We start from the raw sequence: 17,657 nt of genomic DNA on the forward strand, positions 1-17,657 counted from the left end.
TGATACAAAGTCCGCCCCTCAGCGGCGTATAGCCTGTGTATCCATTGAACAAAGCGAATATCTGGATAATGCGAACAAATATCGATTTTTTATTTTTGGACAAAAAAAAGGCTCGCGGCGCACCCGGGTACGCCGCCTGGTCCGCCGGATCATTTGAATTCCTTGATGTTGGGTTTGGCTCCCCACATGCAAAAGCCCAACGGTTCAGCCGGAAACTGACGCGGTCGGTAATCCTCATCCTCGATGCTGCGCACGCCGCTGGAGTATTCGTAGACCATTCCTTCCGGGCCTTCGAAATAGAGGAACATGGCGCTTGAAGTCGGGTGCCTTCCAGGTCCGAAAGTGATGGGAATATCTCTCTCGGAAAGGAAGTACCAACTGCGCATGATGTCATCGACGCTTTCCACCTGATGGTTTATGTGTTGAACCCCGGGCCGGTCGGACGGGAATAGCGCGATTTTGTGATGAATCTCATCGATACGCAGTAACGGCGAGTCACCAATCCAGTCCGATACCCTGGCCCCCATGATGCGGGTCCAGAATTTTTCATCACGGGCCGGGTCCCGGGAGCGCAGACCGATGTGAGAGAAACCGGAGATGCCGGCATCCCGCGAAGGGAAATAGCGCCAACCGGAATGAAAGGGACGGTGCACGAGTTCGATACGATTACCGGACGGATCGTGGAACACCAGCAAATCACGAACAAACCGGGCTTCGCACTCGGAATCACTTCCCCAATACGTCGACACTCCGGCTTCTTCCAAATCGCGCTTGGCCTGTTCCATCTCCTCCATGCTGCTGATTTCGAAGCCGGTGGCATGGTCATTCGGATCGCCATCAAAATAAACCAGGGTGTGATCGCGATCGTCGGACCGGAAATAGACAGCCCCATCGAGGGCACGCACCTTCTGCAAGCCCAGAATATCAACACAGTAACGGGTTGCCTGATCCAGGTCGGCGGTGCCCAATCTTACGTAACGAATATCGTGCAGGTTGATCATGATGCTCTCCTCGTTGTTCTATTTTTCCGAGGGCAGGAATTTCTCGGCGAAGATCCGGTTCTCTGGCAGTCCCAGCTCGACCAACGCATGGCGTGCCGCTTCGATCATCGGCGGCGGGCCACACAGATAGGCATCCGCCAGGGAAGGGTCGTCGAGGTTCTGTTGCGCGATCAGATCAGTGACAAAGCCGACTTTGCCAAGCCAGTCGCCATCGCCCGCCACCACCGCGGTCTCCACCGCGACCCAATCACCGTAGTCGGCCAACCGGCGCAGCGCGAACAGCTCGCCCGGATGGTTTGCTCCATACAGAACACGCACCTTAGGTGGTCGAGCCTGGTCGGCGCGCAGCTTCTCCAGCATGCTCAGGATCGGAGCGAGGCCGGTACCGCCGGCCACCATAAGCAGCTCTCCACCGCGCGGCGAGCGGAGGAAGAACTGTCCGTAAGGACCTTCCACCCGTACGCTGTCACCAACCCGGGCCTGGTGCCGTAACCAGTCGCTCATCGAGCCGCTGTCCAACAGGCGCACGAAGAACTCCATGGCCCCCGGCTTCAATGGCGAGTTGGCGAAGGAATAGCTGCGTGACGCCACTTTCCCCGGCACGGACAGATTGACGTACTGACCGGGCAGAAACGGGAGCGGTTCTCCATCGCCCTCCAACACCAACCGCATGACGTTGTCGGCCACCGCTTCCAGAGCCGTCACACTCGCCGTCAAACAGGCCATTTCCTTATTCAGCAGCGACATCGGGTAGCCGAATTGGAGCACCAGGTCGCCGCGCGGTCGCGCCTGGCAGGACAAGACATAGCCCTGTTCCTCTTCATCCTCGCTAAGCGCCTCGTCGCTGAAATCACCGAGATCGCATTCGCCATCGCTGAGGTAGGCCTTGCACACACCGCAAGCACCTTCACGACAGTCGGTTTCCAGGGTCAGGCCACTGCGCAAGGCGGCCTGGTACACGGTTTCGAACGACGACGAAGTGAATCGCGAGGTGCCGCCGTCCTCGAACACGCAAGTGATATGGTGTTTGCTCGACATACCATGGCTCCTTATGTATCCATCGCCAGCAACGGTTTCACCGCCTGCCCCCGCAGCACCAGGTCAAAGGCACTGGCGCCGTCCTTGAGCGGCACCACATGCGAAACCAGTGGCGCCAGATCGACACGGCCATCGAGCACCAGATCACCGGCCTGCTGCCAGCTACGCCAGATACGACGACCATGGATGTTGTGAATGGTGGGGCCGGTGCGCAGCCAGGTGGTCAGATCAATGGCCACCGGATTCGCCGGCGCGCCGATCAGCCGGTAATCCCCTCCCCTGCGCAGGGCATCCAGCGAAGCGAACAACCCCGCTTCGGCGCCGGTCAGTTCGATCGCCACGTCGACGCCCTCATTACGAGTCACCGCCCGCGTGGTTTGCACCAGATCCCGCTCAGCCGGATTCACGCAGAGATCCGCTCCCAACGCTTCGGCGGTGGCCAGCCGCAACGGATTAAGATCCGCGGCGATCACCTGACGGGCGCCCAGCGCCTTGGCCACCGCCACCGCCATCAGACCAATCGGGCCACAGCCATTGACCAGCACCCGTTGACCGGCCACCCCGGTGCCTTCGTTACAGGCATGCACGGCGATACCAAAGGGTTCCATCATCGCCGACAGACGCGGGGAAAAATCCGGCGGGTTGACCCACACAATGCTCGCGGGCACCACCAACCATTCGGCGAAACCACCATCCACATCAATGCCCGGGTAACGGGTGTGCGCGCACAGATGTTTTTGATCCATCAGGCACTGCCGGCACTGGCCACAATAGATATGGCTTTCCAGGCTGACCTGGTCGCCGGGGCGCATTCCCTGAACCCCTTCCCCCAGAGTCTCCACCACCGCGCATACCTCGTGCCCGAGCACTCTTGGCAGGACCATGCGCCGGGCCATCCTCGGCGCCCAGTGATAGATATGCATATCCGTGCCACACAGACCCGCGTAGCGTACCCGCAGCAGCACTTCACCGGGCCCGGGTTCGGGCACGTCCATTTCCCGTAGTTCGATGCCGTTCACCGTTGCCTCGGTCTTACACAGCGCAAGCATGCTTCTCTCCAAACCCTCAAGGGTCACACGTTGTAGACATCCACGGTGCCGTCGATGACCGTTTCCAACAGCGTCGCCGTCTTCGCGGCAATCAGCAGTCGGCCGTCGCGTTCCAGCAAGCGATAGTCGTACCAGACACCGCGCGTCGTAACGCCGGTACGCGGGTCCATGGTCACGACGGTCGCCTTGGCGAGCACTCTTAGCTCGCTCCCCTGGTCCTCGACGACGCGCACGCTGCCGACCGTGTGGCAGGTGGTAGGCAACGGGGTGGAGGCATAGGAATCGCCGGAGCTGAACCGGAACACACGGTCTTCAATGCCACGTTGCGGCAAGTAGATCAGACTGATCTCGCGTTTCGGGTCCTGGGTGGTTTCATCCTCGTTGCGCCAGGCCGGTACCCAGAACACGGAGTCCTCGGTGTACATATCCACCCATTCCCGCCAACGGCGGCGGTCAATGTGATCGGCCTCTTCGGCGAGCAGTGCATTGACCTGGAGAAACCGTTGATACTGCTGTTCGATGGTCGCGGTCATCAGTGCTTCTCCTCGTCGTTCATACGCTCCAGCCATTTGCGATAGAAACTGTAATAGAGCGTCTCGAAATCCCAATCCTGATTACTGGTGACCGGATTCAGACCGATCTTCCTGGCCCCCTCGTCCGGCCCGTGCTGCATCGTCTCGATCCCGCGAGTGACCTCGGTCCAGGGCGACAATTCGCCGTGCGCGCCTTTCTGGCAATCTTCCAGAGCGGCAAGGTCATCGGGTGTGGCCATGCCGGTAACCATGTAGAAATCCTCGAATTTTCGGATTCTCGCTTCCCGGGCTTCGTCACTTTCGCCACGTGGCGCGATGCAATACACGGTCACCAGGGTGCGATCCACCGACAACGGGCGGAACACGCGAATCTGGGTGGACGGCTGGTCCATCAACAGCACGTTGGGGAACAGCAGCAAGTTACGGCCGCGGCCGATCATCCAGTTGACATTTTCTTCCGGCAGGCGGCTGAGCAGTTCCTCACGGGCCTCCCAAAGTGGCCCGACTTCGGGCGTGGCGCGCTCCGCCCAAATCAACATGTGGCCATTGTCCAGGTCGTAGCATCCGGTTGGCACCACACCCGCGATACGCCCCGCTTCGGTCTTCGCCATTCCCTCTCGGCCCTGGCGCTCCTCGCGCTGTGCCACGGTGGAGGCGAACACCCGATGCACGGTGCTCACGTGGTAGCCGTCCACGCCATTTTCGGCTTGCATCTTCCAGTTGCCGCGAATCACATAATCAGAGGCACCACCAATCACCTCGATACCCTGGGGCGACTGGTCGGCCAGCATGTCGATGAACACCTTCGCCTCGCCCAGATGATCTTCCAATTCAGGAACCTCGGCCTCCAGGCTACCGAATACGAAGCCACGATAGGCGGCGATACGCCCGATCTTCTTGAGACTGGCACGGGTCTTGTCGAAACCTTCCGGCCATCCGGTCTTCTCGTTCTTGACCCGGGTGCAACGGCCTTCGGTGTTGTAGCACCAGCCATGAAAGCGGCAACGCAGGGTTCGGGCATTGCCCTGGCGGCGATCAGTAAGAAGCGCGCCACGATGAGCACAGGCATTGATGAAGCCGTTCACCGAACCATCCTTGTCACGAATCACCAGCACCGGCTGGCGGCCGATGTGGGTGGAAAAGTAATCACCATGGTTCTCGATCTGGCTTTCATGGCACAGGAACACCCAGTCCTTTTCGAAAACATTTTCGATCTCTTTTTCGAAAAGTCCTTGATCGGTGTAGAAGCGGCGATCAACACGATAGACACCTTCCTCCACGCGATTGTCGATCATCGCATTGGGGTCCAGGATTTCGTTTTCCGGGCCATTGTCCTGCCGGACTTCCAGCTTATGAACTTTGGAATTCATGACATTCACTCTCTTTTTTTCTAATCGGTTATGACCACCGTTCGCGATGCCTGTCCGCGCGAACGGCTCCAACAAAACACCACCAGAATGGCGGCCAGTACCAATCCAATAGTATCGGTGGGCACCTGCTGGAAAATCTTCAGGGCACCGTCCTCGGGTACGATGAGCATCAAACCGGCGAGCCCGGAAAGCACTCTTATCTGCCACCGGATTGCACGGAACAGGTAACCTTCGATGGCCGCGGCGATCATCAGAAAACCGAGCATGGCGGTAATAAAGGCAACACCCGCCGTTACCCATTCCGCACCGCTCATGTTTCCATGCAGCAGCAAGGGCGGGCACGCCACGAACACGAACGGCACCAGAAAGGCAGTCGCGCCGAAACGTATCGATTGCCAGCCGGAACGCATGAACGGCGCGCCGGCCATGGAGGCGGCGGCGAATGACGCCAGACAGACCGGCGGCGTGATCATCGACAACACACCGAAATAGAGCACGAACAAATGGCTGGCGAGGGGATCGAAGCCGGCGGCGGCCAGTGAAGGCGCGATCAGCGTCGCCATCAACACGTATACCGCGGTGGTTGGCATGCCCATGCCAAAGAGAATGGCGGTGATCGCCGCCACCAGCAGCAGAACGATCGGTAGCGGTCCGGCGAGGTCGGCTATGCTCAAGCCCAGGGAAAAACTCAGACCGGTGATCGAGAGGACACCGACGATGATGCCCGCGGCCGCGGTAATCGCGATGATCTCCAGCAGACTTTTCCCGGCAGCCTCGAAAATGCCGACGATGACGCCTGGAGTGACTTTATGCTCGCCGACCATGGCGGCGGCCACGAACGTGACCACCAGGCTCGCGAAAGCGGCTTTTTCCGGTGTCCAGCGCAGCGCGAACAGGATCACCATGAGCAAAGCAATGGGCAGAAGAAAGGGCCAATAGCGGCGGAGAGTACGCTTCGCGTCAGGTCGTTCCTCGGCCGTCATCGGCCGAATCCCGGAGCGGGCGGCATGCAGGTGCACCTGCACCAGCAATGCCATGTAAAACAGAATCGCGGGAATCAGGGCCGCCAGGGCCACATCCACGTAGGAGATACCCAGGAACTCAGCCATGATGAAGGCGGCGGCGCCCATGATCGGCGGTAACAACTGCCCGCCGGTGGAACTCACCGCCTCGACCGCGGCGGCCTGGTCCGCGCGATAGCCGCACCTCTTCATCAGCGGAATGGTGACAATGCCGGTGGTGGCCACGTTCGCCACCGCACTGCCGGAGATCGAGCCGAACAGCGACGACGCCAGCACCGACGCCTTGGCCGGCCCGCCCCGAAATCGGCCCATGGCCGCCAGCGGCAGATCCAGGAACAGCTGCCCGCCACCGAGCCGGAACAACGCATTACCCAACAGCACGTAGGCAATCACCGTGGACACCACCACCGACAGCGGTGTACCAAGAATCCCGGCCGAGTCCAGCTGCAGATAACCGACCAGGAAGTCGAGGTCCGGGGTCTGCCCGTTGAAGGCACCGGGCATGCTTCCGGCGAACACCGCGTACAAAAGGCTTACCAGCACAAGGATCACCATCGCCCAGCCAGTGAGACGGCGCAGGGCTTCCAGTACCAGCAACAGCGTCAGAGCGGCCACCGCGATGTTGATGTAATAATCCGTGCCGCTCCCGAGAAAGCCGATCGATACCAGCCACTCATAGCGCACCGCCGTCCACAGACACAGCAATAACGACAACGCCATGCACAGGATGTCGTACCAGGCCGGGCGGGTACGCCCCGCGAATCGGGCCAGTAGCGGCTTAAGCAGGAAGGTCGCGCCCAGCCCCAGCCCCAGCACCGCCAGGGCCGCCTGCTCGCCCCATAAGGCGTAACCGAAATACGAGGGTACGCTGAAGGCATACAGCAACCCCGCCAGCGGGATCGCCGCCAGTAGCCAGCGCGCCAGACCGGCCCAGAAGCCCTGGAGCCCGGACATGGACTCCCCGGTATCTTCCGCGATGCGCTGCTCGATATCGCTTTCTGTTTTCACGTCATCGTCCTCCAGCGTGCCTGTCGGCGATCAGCGGGCGTCGCGCAGCAGCTTCTGGTCGGCGGCTTCGACGCCGTCGTTCCACAAACCCGCTTCCTGGTAGAACCGCTTGGCGCCTTCATGGACCGGCAAGGTGATATCGACACCGATCATCTTTTCCGGCACCCAGCGATTGAACACGCCACTGATGCCTCGCAGGTCCTGAACGTGCTCGCTGATGGTCTTGACCACGGTGTAGACCTCGTCGTCCGGCACGTCCTTGTTGACGGCGAGATAAAACGGGTAGCTCCAGATGTAGGCGTCGTCGATCAACCCCACGCTGTCACCGGCCTTGTAGCCCCGGATCTCACCCGCGGGGAATTTCGCGCGTGTGCGCGCCACCGCTTGCGGATCATTATTGAGACTGATGAAGCGCACCGGAGTCTGGGCATTGATTTCCTGCACGATGGCCTGCCCCAGAGGGACGCACAGCGCCGCGTCCACGCGACCGTCACCCAAGGCCTGAACGGCGGTACGCGAGTGAGTCACGGGCACCACGGTAACGTCGTCCCAGGACACGTCGAAGTTGGCCATCTGCGCGGAGGCCAGTTGCTCGCAGGTCTTGTGAGCGGAAAAGACACCGGAGACACGCTTGCCCTTCAGATCCTTGCCGGTCTTGATGTCGGAATCCGCCGGTACGATCACGCCAAGCTCGTTGGTGAAACCGACCGCCGCCAACCGCAGGTTCTTGTAAGCCTGACGATAGCCGGCCCCGCCACTGAAAGCCTCGTGGGCATCGGCGGCGTTGAGCAGGGCAAATTCAGCACGACCGCCGTCCAGTTGTGGCACATAGATCTGGGGGCCGGACATGGGCGCGGCGAGCATGGTGTAGTCGGTGTTCTTGGAAACCACGCTGGAGATGGCTGAGCCCGTGGTGTGCACGATGGAGCCGGTGGGGGCGGTGAGGATACGAATATTGCCGTCGGCCAGGGCGGCGCCACAGGTAAGACCGAGGAAGGTGGCGATGGCGGCGGCCACCAGCCGTTTCAGGTGTCGCATTACAGTTCTCCGCTTTTCTTCTAGGTATTTTCAGTAGCCCGCCAACGGACGGGCGAAATCGAACCATGAGTTCACTATAGCAGCGGAAAACGATATTTCAATAAAAATATATATTACAAGAAATATAGATAAACAGGTAAATATATATAGAATTTTTGTCTACGCGGGGCCATCCAAGGCGATAACGGCATCCTTGTCGTCACAGGGGATAGGTTGCGTGCGCGGCGGATGCCGCGCTGGTCAGTCGGCGGTGGAGGTTGGGGTTTCTTCCGCCTTGCGGAACACATCCAGGGTTACTTCCATGGTACGCATCACGTGTACCCGGGTAGCTTCACAAGCCCGTTGCGCGTCACGTTCCAGGGCGGCGTCGTAGATCGCCCGGTGCTCTTCATGAACATCCCTTGGTACCGCCGGGTTCATCAACGAGATATTGCGGTAGCGTTTGTGCTGATCATACAAAGTATGGTGCAAGCGGCGCAGCAACGGTGAGGTACAACCGGCAAGCAAGGCGTCGTGAAACGCTTCGTTCGCGCGCTCGCGCTGTTCGTAGTCCTGCTCTTCCTGGGCTTCGAGCTTGGAGAGGCGGTAATAGGCCGCCACCAGCCTCGCCTCCCAGGCATCATCACCATTCTCGATGCTATCACGCAGCGCTTCGGTCTCGATCAGGATACGTACCCGGGTGATGTCCTGCAGATCATCATAACTTATGGGAACCACCCGGAAGCCCCGTTGCCCCTCGGAGATCACGAAGCCATCGGCGCTGAGCCGGCTGAGCGCTTCCCGTAACGGCGTGGCGCCTATGTCGTAATCGGCGCGCAGCTGTTCCACTCGCAACTTGGTACCGGGCTTGAGGCGGCCAGCGATGATATCGCCACGCAACAACGCATAAGCATGGTCGGTGCGAGTCCTTGGCTTGGGGGCCGATCCCGCGACGGGCCTTCCCGATAAATTCATACATTCCCTCAATTCGGTCCGTTGGTTGGTGAGCTCAGCAGCCCAAGGGAACATGATAGAGAATTTACCGCCCGCAAAACATCGAGAATTTCCTAAAGTGTGGAGATTATGGCCCTTTGCGGAAGGACGTCATGTTGAGGTCTCACCACCCGCGTCCTTGTCCTTCACCTGGCCCATTGCTTCGCGGAATACCTTGGGCTTGAGCACGAAAGCGCCGCGCGCCCGCTTTTCGCAATCGTTGACCAGCGCGGATTCACGGCGACCGATCAACTGGCGGGCGTGGCCGAAGGGCTCCTTGTCATCGGTCTTCTTCCTGGCCTGGCGCAGGAATTCGTCGAGCACATGCAAATCGTGCAGGTCCCCCAGCTTCTTGCCCAGTTTTCTTAATTCCTTGAGGGGGATGTCGCTGTTCTCCAGCGGCCCGGCGATCGGTTCCAGTTGATAGAGCAGGTATTTCACCCACTTGCGGAAGCCGTGCCAGGTCTCCGGCTGATCCTCGGCGATGGCCTCGAAGCCCAGCCGGCGGGTGTGCGCATAGACACGGCCGACACCCTTCTTGATCAGGGTGCCGTCATCGCCCTCCACCTTAAGGTCGGTCCAGCGATCGCGGTCTTCCAGGAAGGTCTTCTCCAGGTCGGCGGGCTTCTCCGGCGTCACCGCCGGGTCACCCCCCGCGGGCAGGGCCAGCTCGCGGACCCGGTCCAGGGCCTCTTTTTCGTAATCACGGCGGGAGGTGGCGCGCAGGGCGGCGAGGGTTTCGCCCATGACCTGCAGATCGCGGGCGCCGGACAGGCTGGCGGCGGCGGCACGCAGCCGCTTGTCCTGTTTATCGGCCAGCTTGCGCGGACCCTGGGTGCCCATCAGACGCCACAGGGCGCGCAGCCGCTTCACGGTGACACGGAGGTCATGAACCCGGTCCGGGTCGAGGGTGGCCCGGTCCTTTAGCAGGGCCAGCGCGGCCTCGTCGTGAGCACGCGCGGCTTCAATGAGACGCGCCATCAACGGCGATTCGTCGCCCGGTCTATGGCTCATGCAGGACTCCCCCGGAGCAGAAAAATGGGAGCCCGATTATGAGACCTTCACGGAAAAATTACCGTGACAACTAAATGACAGGCGCGGCGTTTAGCCTCTCAGCAGGGCGGCCACGCCACGGCGCTTACGGCTCTCGTCCTTGACGAATTCCAGGCTGCCATCGTCTATGCGCCCGTAGCGCAGGCGCGGCAAATCATAGAAGTAGTTGCTGAGCACCTTCCAGGGCGCCTTGCTGCCCTGACGAGGCAGGGTATGGGCGGCGCGCTGCACATAGCCGGACTGCAGCTCCAGGAAGGAATCGTCGGTGTCGCAGCCCTCCGGGTCCCGGGGCGTCACCTGGCGCAGGCCCTTGCGGGACATGTGGTTGAGCAGCCGGCCCACATACTCCGCCACCAGATCCGCCTTCAGGGTCCAGGAGGAGTTGGTGTAGCCGAACACCATCGCCATGTTGGGCACATCGCGCAGCATCAGGCCCTTGTAGACCAGCATGTCGTTGGGCTCGCGGGTCTCGCCGTCCACGGTCAGGTCGGCGCCGCCCAGCAACTGCACGTTGAGACCGGTGGCGGAAACGATGATGTCCGCCTCCAGTTCCTCGCCGGACTTCAGGCGGATGCCGCTCTCGGTGAAGGTGTCGATGTGGTCGGTGACGATGGACGCCTCGCCTTTCTTCAGCACCTTGAACAGATCGCCGTTGGGCACCGCGCACAGGCGCTCGTCCCAGGGGTTGTAGCTGGGTTTGAAGTGCTTCATATCGACCTGGTCGCCGAGCTGGCGACGGGCCGCGGCGAGCAGGGCCCGTCGTACCAGACCCGGGCGCTGCTTGGAAAGCTTGAAGATGAAACGCTGCAGGCTGATGTTGCGCGCCCGCGCCATACGGTAGACCACCATCTCCGGCAGGAAGCGGCGCAGGCCCACGGAAATTTCGTCGCGTTCGGGCACCGTGGCGATGTAGGTGGGCGAGCGCTGTAGCATGGTCACGTGGGCGGCTTCGCCGGCCATGGCCGGCACCAGAGTGACGGCGGTGGCGCCACTGCCGATCACCACCACCTTCTTGCCCTTGTAGTCCAGATCCTCCGGCCAGTGCTGGGGATGGATCACCTGGCCCTTGAAATCGTCCTCGCCGGGGAAGGTGGGCTTATAGCCCTGGTCGTAGTTGTAGTAGCCGGTGCAGCAGAGCAGGAACTGGCAGGTGTAGGTTTCCCGCTCGCCGGTTTCCTCACGCTCCACCCGCACGGTCCAAAGACTGGTCTCGGTGGAGAAATCAGCACCGATCATGCGCAGGCCATAATGGATCTTGTCCTCGATCCTGTACTGGCGGGCGGTGTCGACGATGTACTGGCGGATGGACGGGCCGTCGGCCAGCACCTTGGGGTCGGTCCAGGGACGGAAATTGTAGCCCAGGGTGTACATGTCCGAGTCGGAGCGGATGCCCGGATAGCGGAACAGATCCCAGGTGCCGCCCATGCGCTGGCGACGCTCGATCAGGGCCACGCTGCGGTCGGGGCAGTCCCGGCTAAGGTGACAGGCGGCGCCCACGCCGGACAGGCCGGCGCCGATGATCAGTACGTCGAAATGATTCCCGGCCATGCTTTACCTCCAGCCCGGGCGCCGATTGGCGCCGAGGCTTACATTACTCAATGTAAACTTCAAAGGCCGCCATGATGCCCCCGGCCCGACGCCGGGGAAAGGGCAAAACGGGCCGTTCCGACGGCGCTACGGCCAATCCGCTGGCCCCTTCGCCAGCCCTTGATGTGGGTCAACGGCGGCCCGGCCCGGGCGCCCTACCCTGGCCGGATCATGCCACCGTCTTGCCGATGATCCGGAGTCGCCATGGATTTCAGTTTTTCCGAGTACGCCGTTCAGGTCCAGGACCTGATGCGCCGCTTCATGGACAAGGAGGTACTGCCCCGCAACGCCGACTGGCACCGCGTGGCGGGCGAGGGCCGCTACCCCCTGGCGGTGCTGGAACCGCTCAAGGCCCGCGCCCGGGAGCTGGGCCTGTGGAACCTGTTCCTGCCGGAGCTGCGCGAGAACGAACCGGGCACCGCCATGAGCAACCTGGACTACGCGCCCCTGGCGGAAATCATGGGCCGGCTGCCCTGGGCCTCCGAGGTGTTCAACTGCAGCGCCCCGGACACCGGCAACATGGAATTGCTGCACCGCTTCGCCGACGAGCACCAGTACCGCCAGTGGTTGGCGCCACAGTTGGATGGCGAGATCCGTTCCTGCTTCGCCATGAGCGAGCCGGACGTGGCCTCCTCCGACGCCACCAACATCGGCACCACCTTCCGCCGCGACGGCGACCACTACGTGATCGACGGCCGCAAATGGTTCATCACCGGCGCCAACCACCCGCACTGCGCCTTCGCCGTGGTGCTGGGCCGCTGCGACGACGCCCCCGGCGGTGAATCGCACCGCCAGCATTCCATGCTGATCGTGCCCATGGACGCCCCCGGCCTCACCGTGGAACGCAACATCCCGATCTTTCAGCACCACTCCCCGGAAGGACACTGCGAGTTGGTGTTCCGTGGCGTGCGGGTGCCGGTGAGCCACCGCCTGGGCGCCCCCGGCGAAGGCTTCGCCATGGCCCAGGCGCGGCTCGGCCCGGGCCGAGTGCACCACTGCATGCGCACCATCGGCCAGTGCGAGCTGGCCCTGGAAATGATGTGCGAACGGGCCCTGGAACGGCGCGTGTTCGGCAAGAGCCTGAGCGAGCATGAGAACGTGAGGGACTGGATCGCCGAATCCCGGCTGGAGATCGATCAGGCGCGCCTGCTGGTGCTGCACGCCGCCTGGCTCATGGACCGCCACGGCAACGCCGCCGCCCGCACCCAGGTGTCCGCCATCAAACTGGTGGCGGCGCGCCTGCAGACCCGCGTGGTGGACCGGGCGATCCAGGTGTTCGGCGCCATGGGCCTGTCCCCGGACACGCCGCTGGCCTACCTCTACACCTGGGGCCGGGCGCTGCGCTTCATGGACGGCCCGGACGAGGTGCACCTGCGCACCGTGGCCCGCGCCGAACTCAAAAAAGCCCGCGAACACCGAGGCGACACCGCCGCCTATTTCACCCTCCAGGCTCCCCGCCTTTGATGAAATCGATGAACGCCCGCAACGGCGCCGGCACCAGCCGGTGCCCGGGGTAGTACAAATAGAGGCCGGAGAAACTCTGCCACCAGGGCTCCAGCACCGGCTCCAGCGCGCCGCTTTCCAGATACGGACGCAGCCATTCCTCGAACAGCGTGATCACCCCGAGGCCGGCCACCGCCGCTTGCACCGACAATTCCACCGCGCCACCAATACTGACGGTCAAGGGACCGGTCGGCTCGATCTTGATAACCTGCCCGTCCCGCTCGAATTCCCAGACCGCCGGGCGGCCTCCGGCATAGCGCCCTCCGAGACAGGGAAAATCCAGCAAGTCGCCAGGGTGGCGTGGCTGGCCCAGACGCTCGAGCAGTGCCGGAGCCGCGGCGGTGGCGAAGCGCTGGATGCGCGGCCCGATGGGCACCGCGATCATGTCCTGCTCCAGCCGTTCCTCATAGCGAATACCGGCATCGCAACCGGCTTCGATCACATCGACCACGTTGCTTTCCGCGACAATCTCCAAGGCAATGTCCGGATAGGTCGCCAGGAACGCCGGCACGATCGAGGGCAGCACCAGTTGCGCCGCGCTCACCGGCACATTCAGTCGCAGCGTCCCCGCCGGCGTGTCGCGGAACCGGTTGAGTGAATCCAGGGCCGTTTCGATCTCCTTCAAGGCCGGATTCAGGCGAGCCAGAAGCAACTTCCCCGCCTCCGTGGGGACCACGCTTCGCGTGGTACGGTGAAACAGACGCACGCCCAGGGACGCCTCCATACGCCGCACCGCCTCACTCAGCCGCGACGCGCTACAACCGAGAGTACGCGCCGCTTCCCGAAAGCCCCCGGCGCGCGCCACGGCGGCCACCGCGTTCAGGTCACTCAGCTCCATTGTTCATAATTCCGTACAGCTTGTTCCAATTAATCCGTATTGTCGCACAAGCGCCGTCTCTCTACATTGGAACCTCCTTGAACAGGAGAGCGAACCATGACCACCAGGACATTCAAACTCGGCGACCGCGAGGTGAACCGGCTCGGTTACGGGGCCATGCAACTGGCCGGCCCGGGCGTGTTCGGCCCGCCCCGGGACGAGGCGGCGGCGCGAGCGGTGCTGCGCGAGGTGATCGACAGCGGCATCAATCACATCGATACCTCCGACTTTTACGGCCCCCATGTCACCAACCGTCTGATCCGCGACACCTTGTCGCCGTACCACCAGGATCTCACTCTGGTCACCAAGGTCGGGGCACGCCGCGACGACCAGGGCGCCTGGCTGCCCGCCTTTTCCAGGGACGAGTTGATCCGCGCGGTCCACGACAACCTGGACAACCTGGGACTGGAGAGACTGGAAGTGGTCAACCTGCGCGCCATGTTCTCAGCGCACGAGCCCGCCGAAGGCTCCCTGGAGGGCCCGTTCACGGTGTTGGCGGAATTACGGGAGCAGGGCCTGATACGGCACCTGGGGCTGAGCAATGTCACCGCCGGGCAGGTGGAAGAAGCGCGCCGCATCGCCCCCGTGGCGTGCGTGCAGAATCAATACAATCTGGCCCACCGCGACGACGACGCCCTGATCGATCAGTTGGCGGCGGATGGCATCGCCTATGTCCCCTTCTTCCCGCTTGGCGGGTTCTCGCCGCTGCAATCGACCACCCTGGATCAGGTGGCCGCCGACCTCGGCGCCCATCCCATGCAGGTGGCGCTGGCCTGGCTGTTGCAACGCGCGCCGAACATCCTGCTGATTCCCGGCACCTCATCCGTGGCCCATCTTCACGAGAACCTGACCGCGGCGACACTGAATCTGCCCGATCACGCCCTGGCGGCGCTGGAACGGATCGCCGGGGTCCAGCCGTAAACCGGCCGCCCGGGAGCCGCCGTCAGCGGGGCTCGCTGTCGTAGTCCCCGTCCTCGAAGGTGGCCATTTGCGCCCGATACTGGGTGGCGAAGCCGGGGAACATGGTGGCGTTGAAACCGTCCTCGGTGAGGTACCAGCTCTTGCAGCCGGAATTCCAGTTGGTCCGCGCCAGGCGCTTCTGAAGCTGTTTATTGTGTCGCGCCTGCACCGTCGGCTTCACGTCGAGCAGTTTGAGGTTGTCGTCCAGCAGCCGGTGCACGCCGCGCAGGGCGTAATCGAGCTGGGCTTCCATGTAGACCAGGGCGGAGTTGTGGCCCGGCCCGCTGTTGGGCCCGAACAGGAAGAACAGGTTCGGGTAACCGGCCACGTTGATGCTTTTGTAGGCCTGGGCGCCACGCGCCCACTCCTCGCCCAGCTCGCGGCCGGCACGGCCGCGCACCGGAAACGGCGTGCCGCTTTTGGGCACGTCGAAACCGGTGGCGAACACCACGCAATCCAGTTCGTGCTCCACGCCATCGGCGGTGCGAATGCCGTTCTCCGAGAGCTTGGCGATGGGCCAGGTAATCAGTTGGGTGTTGTCCTTCCGCAGCGCTGGATAATAGTCATTGGACACCAGCACCCGCTTGCAGCCGATGCGGAAGTCCGGCGTCAGTTGCCGGCGCATCCAGTCGTCCGTCACCTGGCGGCGCAGGTGACGGCGGGCCAGGCGCTCCGCCAGCCGGGTCAGCGGCGAGTTCCAGATCACCGCCATGGCCATGGTTTCGTGGGTCCAGTAAAGCGCTTCGCGCACCGCCCTCTGGCTGGCGGGCAAAGCCCGGAACAGGGTCTTGTTCCAGTCCGGGGTACGGAAATCCGGACGTGGAATCACCCAGGCCGGGGTGCGCTGGAACACCTTGAGGCTACGCACCTTTTCCACCAGCTCTGGAATGATCTGCACGGCGCTGGCGCCGGTGCCGATCACCGCCACGCGCTTGCCGGTGAAGTCGTAGTCATGGTCCCAGCGGGCACTGTGGATCTTCTTGCCCTGGTAATCCTCGACACCGTCGATGTCCGGGAAGCTGGCATTGGACAGCGGCCCCTGGGCCATCACGGCGGCGCGGGCACGCAGGGGTTCGCGGCCTTCCAGCTCGGCGGTCCACAGGCCCCGGCGGGCATCGAAGTCCAGCGCCGTTACGTTGTGCTGGAAGCGAATATGCTCTCGCAGCCCGAAGGCGGACACCAGGTAGTGGATGTAGTCGAGAATCTCGGCGCCACCGGAATAGCTGTGCGACCAGTTCGGGTTGGGCGCGAAGGAAAACGAATACAGGTTGGACGGAATATCGCAGGCGGCGCCGGGATAGGTATTGTCCCGCCAGGTACCGCCGACGTCGTCGCCGCGTTCCAGGATCACGAAATCCTCTATGCCTGCCTTCTTGAGGCGGATGGCCATGCCCAGGCCGGCGAAACCGGCGCCGACGATCAGCACCGAGGCCGGTTTGGCGGCTGGTTTTCGGGTAGCGGCCTTACGCGGGGCTTTTTTGCTCGCGGTTTTTTTACTGGCGGCTTTCTTCGCGGCCGTCTTTTTCGGCGCCGCCTTTTTCACCGCTCGCTTTCCTGGCGCCGCCTTCCTGGCGGCGGCCTTGGGCGGAGTGGCGGCGGGGGCTTCGTTCGTTGTGATCCGGGATTCGTCGGTTTCGCTCATGTTATTTTCCGCTTTGCTCGGGGATCGCGGCTAAAGCGGTATGCCGCCCAGCCGCGCCTACGGGTGGTTACACGACGGGTTTGTAGGTGATGCCCTTGACCCAGGTCGGCACCCGGGAAGGCATGACCCGGTCCGGGATCAGGTCGGTGAGACGCACCATGGCGTCCACCGGCCCATGGTAAAACCGCTGACGCCGGTTGACGACGATGCGCCCATGGCGGCTGATGATCTGATACCAGGGGTTGCGACGACCGTCGGCGGTACGTCCACCAATGCGTTCGAATTTTTTCATCGCCGCGTACAGCCGCTCCTCGCCCAGCCCCATGGCGATCACGTTGTCGCGCATGCGATTGAGCAGCGGCGCGTAGGAAGCGATACCCAGGATCAGGCGCGGGTCCAGAATCGTGCCCAGGGTCTTGAGCACCTTCATATAAAGATCGCCGTGACCCTGCATTTCCAGTACGTGGAACCCCACACCCAGGTGCCGGGATTCATCGTCATTGATGCGCGCGAACGCCTGGTGGCATACCGGGTCGTCCACGGTATCAAGCAGGAAAGTACACAGCGCCCCGTCCAGCGCGATCTCCAGCATCGGGATCACCGAACCCAGCACTTCCAGAGGCATGTCGTCGCTGTAGCGATCCAGCCACTGGATCACCAGGCGCAGGTTCTTGTTGGGCTCCGGTACCCGGTCGCCATCCAGCATGCCCCAGCGCTTCATCAGCGCCATCTCGGCATTGGCGTGACGCTGCTCCTCGGCGTGGAAGTAGGTGTAGATTTCCTTGAGGGTGTCGTTGGGAGCCTTCCTGGCCATGGCCGCGAAGCCCCGGGCACCGACGTGCTCGATCCACATCAGATCGGCCATGAACGCCTTGAGCTTGGGCCACTGCTCCTCGGTGACCAGCTCGGCGCCCGGCGCGTCCCAGTCGATGTCCGCCAGCGCCCACTGGCTGGCCTTGACCTTGGCGAGCATTTTTTCGAGATCGATGGAAGCCATGTTGTTC

15 protein-coding genes are annotated in these 17,657 nt (G+C 62.6%); 2 read left to right on the forward strand and 13 right to left on the reverse strand.

The window, feature by feature from the left end:
• Window positions 1-149: 149 nt before the first annotated feature.
• The 10 genes from ACLD02_RS16665 to ACLD02_RS16710 form a co-directional block, all read right to left on the reverse strand.
• Window positions 150-1,001, reverse strand: coding sequence for a VOC family protein (locus tag ACLD02_RS16665; RefSeq protein WP_410299217.1), 852 nt, complete (start codon window positions 999-1,001; stop codon window positions 150-152).
• A gap of 18 nt (window positions 1,002-1,019) precedes the next feature.
• Window positions 1,020-2,039, reverse strand: coding sequence for a 2Fe-2S iron-sulfur cluster binding domain-containing protein (locus ACLD02_RS16670; RefSeq protein ID WP_203106020.1), 1,020 nt, complete (start codon window positions 2,037-2,039; stop codon window positions 1,020-1,022).
• 11 nt (window positions 2,040-2,050) lie between these two features.
• Window positions 2,051-3,088, reverse strand: a complete 1,038-nt coding sequence (locus ACLD02_RS16675; protein ID WP_410299218.1) for a zinc-binding dehydrogenase — start codon at window positions 3,086-3,088, stop codon at window positions 2,051-2,053.
• Between the two features lie 23 nt (window positions 3,089-3,111).
• Window positions 3,112-3,621, reverse strand: a complete 510-nt coding sequence (locus ACLD02_RS16680) for an aromatic-ring-hydroxylating dioxygenase subunit beta (RefSeq protein WP_410299219.1) — start codon at window positions 3,619-3,621, stop codon at window positions 3,112-3,114.
• Window positions 3,621-4,991, reverse strand: coding sequence for an aromatic ring-hydroxylating oxygenase subunit alpha (locus ACLD02_RS16685; protein ID WP_203106023.1), 1,371 nt, complete (start codon window positions 4,989-4,991; stop codon window positions 3,621-3,623). Before ACLD02_RS16685 ends, ACLD02_RS16680 begins: the two co-directional genes overlap by 1 nt.
• A gap of 20 nt (window positions 4,992-5,011) precedes the next feature.
• The gene (locus ACLD02_RS16690) at window positions 5,012-7,021 is read right to left on the reverse strand and encodes a TRAP transporter permease (RefSeq protein WP_410299220.1); all 2,010 of its coding nucleotides are present in this window, start codon (window positions 7,019-7,021) and stop codon (window positions 5,012-5,014) included.
• Between the two features lie 30 nt (window positions 7,022-7,051).
• Window positions 7,052-8,059: a TAXI family TRAP transporter solute-binding subunit gene (locus ACLD02_RS16695; protein WP_203106025.1), complete on the reverse strand. Its 1,008-nt coding sequence runs from the start codon at window positions 8,057-8,059 to the stop codon at window positions 7,052-7,054.
• 240 nt (window positions 8,060-8,299) lie between these two features.
• The gene (locus tag ACLD02_RS16700; protein ID WP_338015256.1) at window positions 8,300-9,067 is read right to left on the reverse strand and encodes a GntR family transcriptional regulator; all 768 of its coding nucleotides are present in this window, start codon (window positions 9,065-9,067) and stop codon (window positions 8,300-8,302) included.
• Between the two features lie 75 nt (window positions 9,068-9,142).
• Window positions 9,143-10,045 (reverse strand): CHAD domain-containing protein, encoded by a 903-nt coding sequence (locus ACLD02_RS16705; protein WP_203106027.1) that lies wholly within the window; start codon window positions 10,043-10,045, stop codon window positions 9,143-9,145.
• A 90-nt stretch (window positions 10,046-10,135) separates the two neighbouring features.
• A complete protein-coding gene (locus ACLD02_RS16710; protein WP_203106028.1) occupies window positions 10,136-11,632 on the reverse strand; it encodes a flavin-containing monooxygenase in 1,497 nt (498 codons plus the stop codon).
• Window positions 11,633-11,875: 243 nt separating this feature from the next.
• Between ACLD02_RS16710 and ACLD02_RS16715 the strand changes: the two genes are divergently transcribed.
• Window positions 11,876-13,135 carry an acyl-CoA dehydrogenase family protein gene (locus ACLD02_RS16715; protein WP_410299221.1) on the forward strand — a complete coding sequence of 420 codons (1,260 nt, stop codon included), beginning with the start codon at window positions 11,876-11,878 and terminating at the stop codon, window positions 13,133-13,135.
• Here ACLD02_RS16715 and ACLD02_RS16720 read toward each other — a convergent pair.
• Window positions 13,110-14,012, reverse strand: a complete 903-nt coding sequence (locus ACLD02_RS16720; protein WP_203106030.1) for a LysR family transcriptional regulator — start codon at window positions 14,010-14,012, stop codon at window positions 13,110-13,112. The two genes, ACLD02_RS16715 and ACLD02_RS16720, sit on opposite strands and share 26 nt — an antisense overlap.
• A 96-nt stretch (window positions 14,013-14,108) precedes the next feature.
• On the opposite strand from ACLD02_RS16720, the gene ACLD02_RS16725 reads away from it, so the two are divergent.
• Window positions 14,109-14,972 carry an aldo/keto reductase family oxidoreductase gene (locus tag ACLD02_RS16725; RefSeq protein WP_203106031.1) on the forward strand — a complete coding sequence of 288 codons (864 nt, stop codon included), beginning with the start codon at window positions 14,109-14,111 and terminating at the stop codon, window positions 14,970-14,972.
• A gap of 22 nt (window positions 14,973-14,994) precedes the next feature.
• On the opposite strand, the gene ACLD02_RS16730 is transcribed toward ACLD02_RS16725, so the two are convergent.
• Both ACLD02_RS16730 and ACLD02_RS16735 read right to left on the reverse strand, forming a co-directional pair.
• Window positions 14,995-16,653, reverse strand: a complete 1,659-nt coding sequence (locus tag ACLD02_RS16730) for a flavin-containing monooxygenase (protein ID WP_410299222.1) — start codon at window positions 16,651-16,653, stop codon at window positions 14,995-14,997.
• Between the two features lie 67 nt (window positions 16,654-16,720).
• Window positions 16,721-17,650: a ferritin-like domain-containing protein gene (locus ACLD02_RS16735; RefSeq protein ID WP_203106033.1), complete on the reverse strand. Its 930-nt coding sequence runs from the start codon at window positions 17,648-17,650 to the stop codon at window positions 16,721-16,723.
• Window positions 17,651-17,657: the final 7 nt, after the last annotated feature.

It is taken from the genome of Alloalcanivorax sp. C16-2, from assembly GCF_046507615.1.
GTDB lineage: Bacteria > Pseudomonadota > Gammaproteobacteria > Pseudomonadales > Alcanivoracaceae > Alloalcanivorax > Alloalcanivorax marinus_A.

Bases quoted from the DNA above. Each gene is read 5' to 3' on its own strand.
- ACLD02_RS16665 (WP_410299217.1), bottom strand. From the start codon at position 1,001: ATGATCAACCTGCACGATATTCGTTACGTAAGATTGGGCACCGCCGAC.
- ACLD02_RS16725 (WP_203106031.1), top strand. From the start codon at position 14,109: ATGACCACCAGGACATTCAAACTCGGCGACCGCGAGGTGAACCGGCTC.
- ACLD02_RS16715 (WP_410299221.1), top strand. From the start codon at position 11,876: ATGGATTTCAGTTTTTCCGAGTACGCCGTTCAGGTCCAGGACCTGATG.
- ACLD02_RS16735 (WP_203106033.1), bottom strand. From the start codon at position 17,650: ATGGCTTCCATCGATCTCGAAAAAATGCTCGCCAAGGTCAAGGCCAGC.
- ACLD02_RS16710 (WP_203106028.1), bottom strand. From the start codon at position 11,632: ATGGCCGGGAATCATTTCGACGTACTGATCATCGGCGCCGGCCTGTCC.
- ACLD02_RS16675 (WP_410299218.1), bottom strand. From the start codon at position 3,088: ATGCTTGCGCTGTGTAAGACCGAGGCAACGGTGAACGGCATCGAACTA.
- ACLD02_RS16680 (WP_410299219.1), bottom strand. From the start codon at position 3,621: ATGACCGCGACCATCGAACAGCAGTATCAACGGTTTCTCCAGGTCAAT.
- ACLD02_RS16720 (WP_203106030.1), bottom strand. From the start codon at position 14,012: ATGGAGCTGAGTGACCTGAACGCGGTGGCCGCCGTGGCGCGCGCCGGG.
- ACLD02_RS16705 (WP_203106027.1), bottom strand. From the start codon at position 10,045: ATGAGCCATAGACCGGGCGACGAATCGCCGTTGATGGCGCGTCTCATT.
- ACLD02_RS16670 (WP_203106020.1), bottom strand. From the start codon at position 2,039: ATGTCGAGCAAACACCATATCACTTGCGTGTTCGAGGACGGCGGCACC.
- ACLD02_RS16700 (WP_338015256.1), bottom strand. From the start codon at position 9,067: ATGTTCCCTTGGGCTGCTGAGCTCACCAACCAACGGACCGAATTGAGG.
- ACLD02_RS16730 (WP_410299222.1), bottom strand. From the start codon at position 16,653: ATGAGCGAAACCGACGAATCCCGGATCACAACGAACGAAGCCCCCGCC.
- ACLD02_RS16695 (WP_203106025.1), bottom strand. From the start codon at position 8,059: ATGCGACACCTGAAACGGCTGGTGGCCGCCGCCATCGCCACCTTCCTC.
- ACLD02_RS16685 (WP_203106023.1), bottom strand. From the start codon at position 4,991: ATGAATTCCAAAGTTCATAAGCTGGAAGTCCGGCAGGACAATGGCCCG.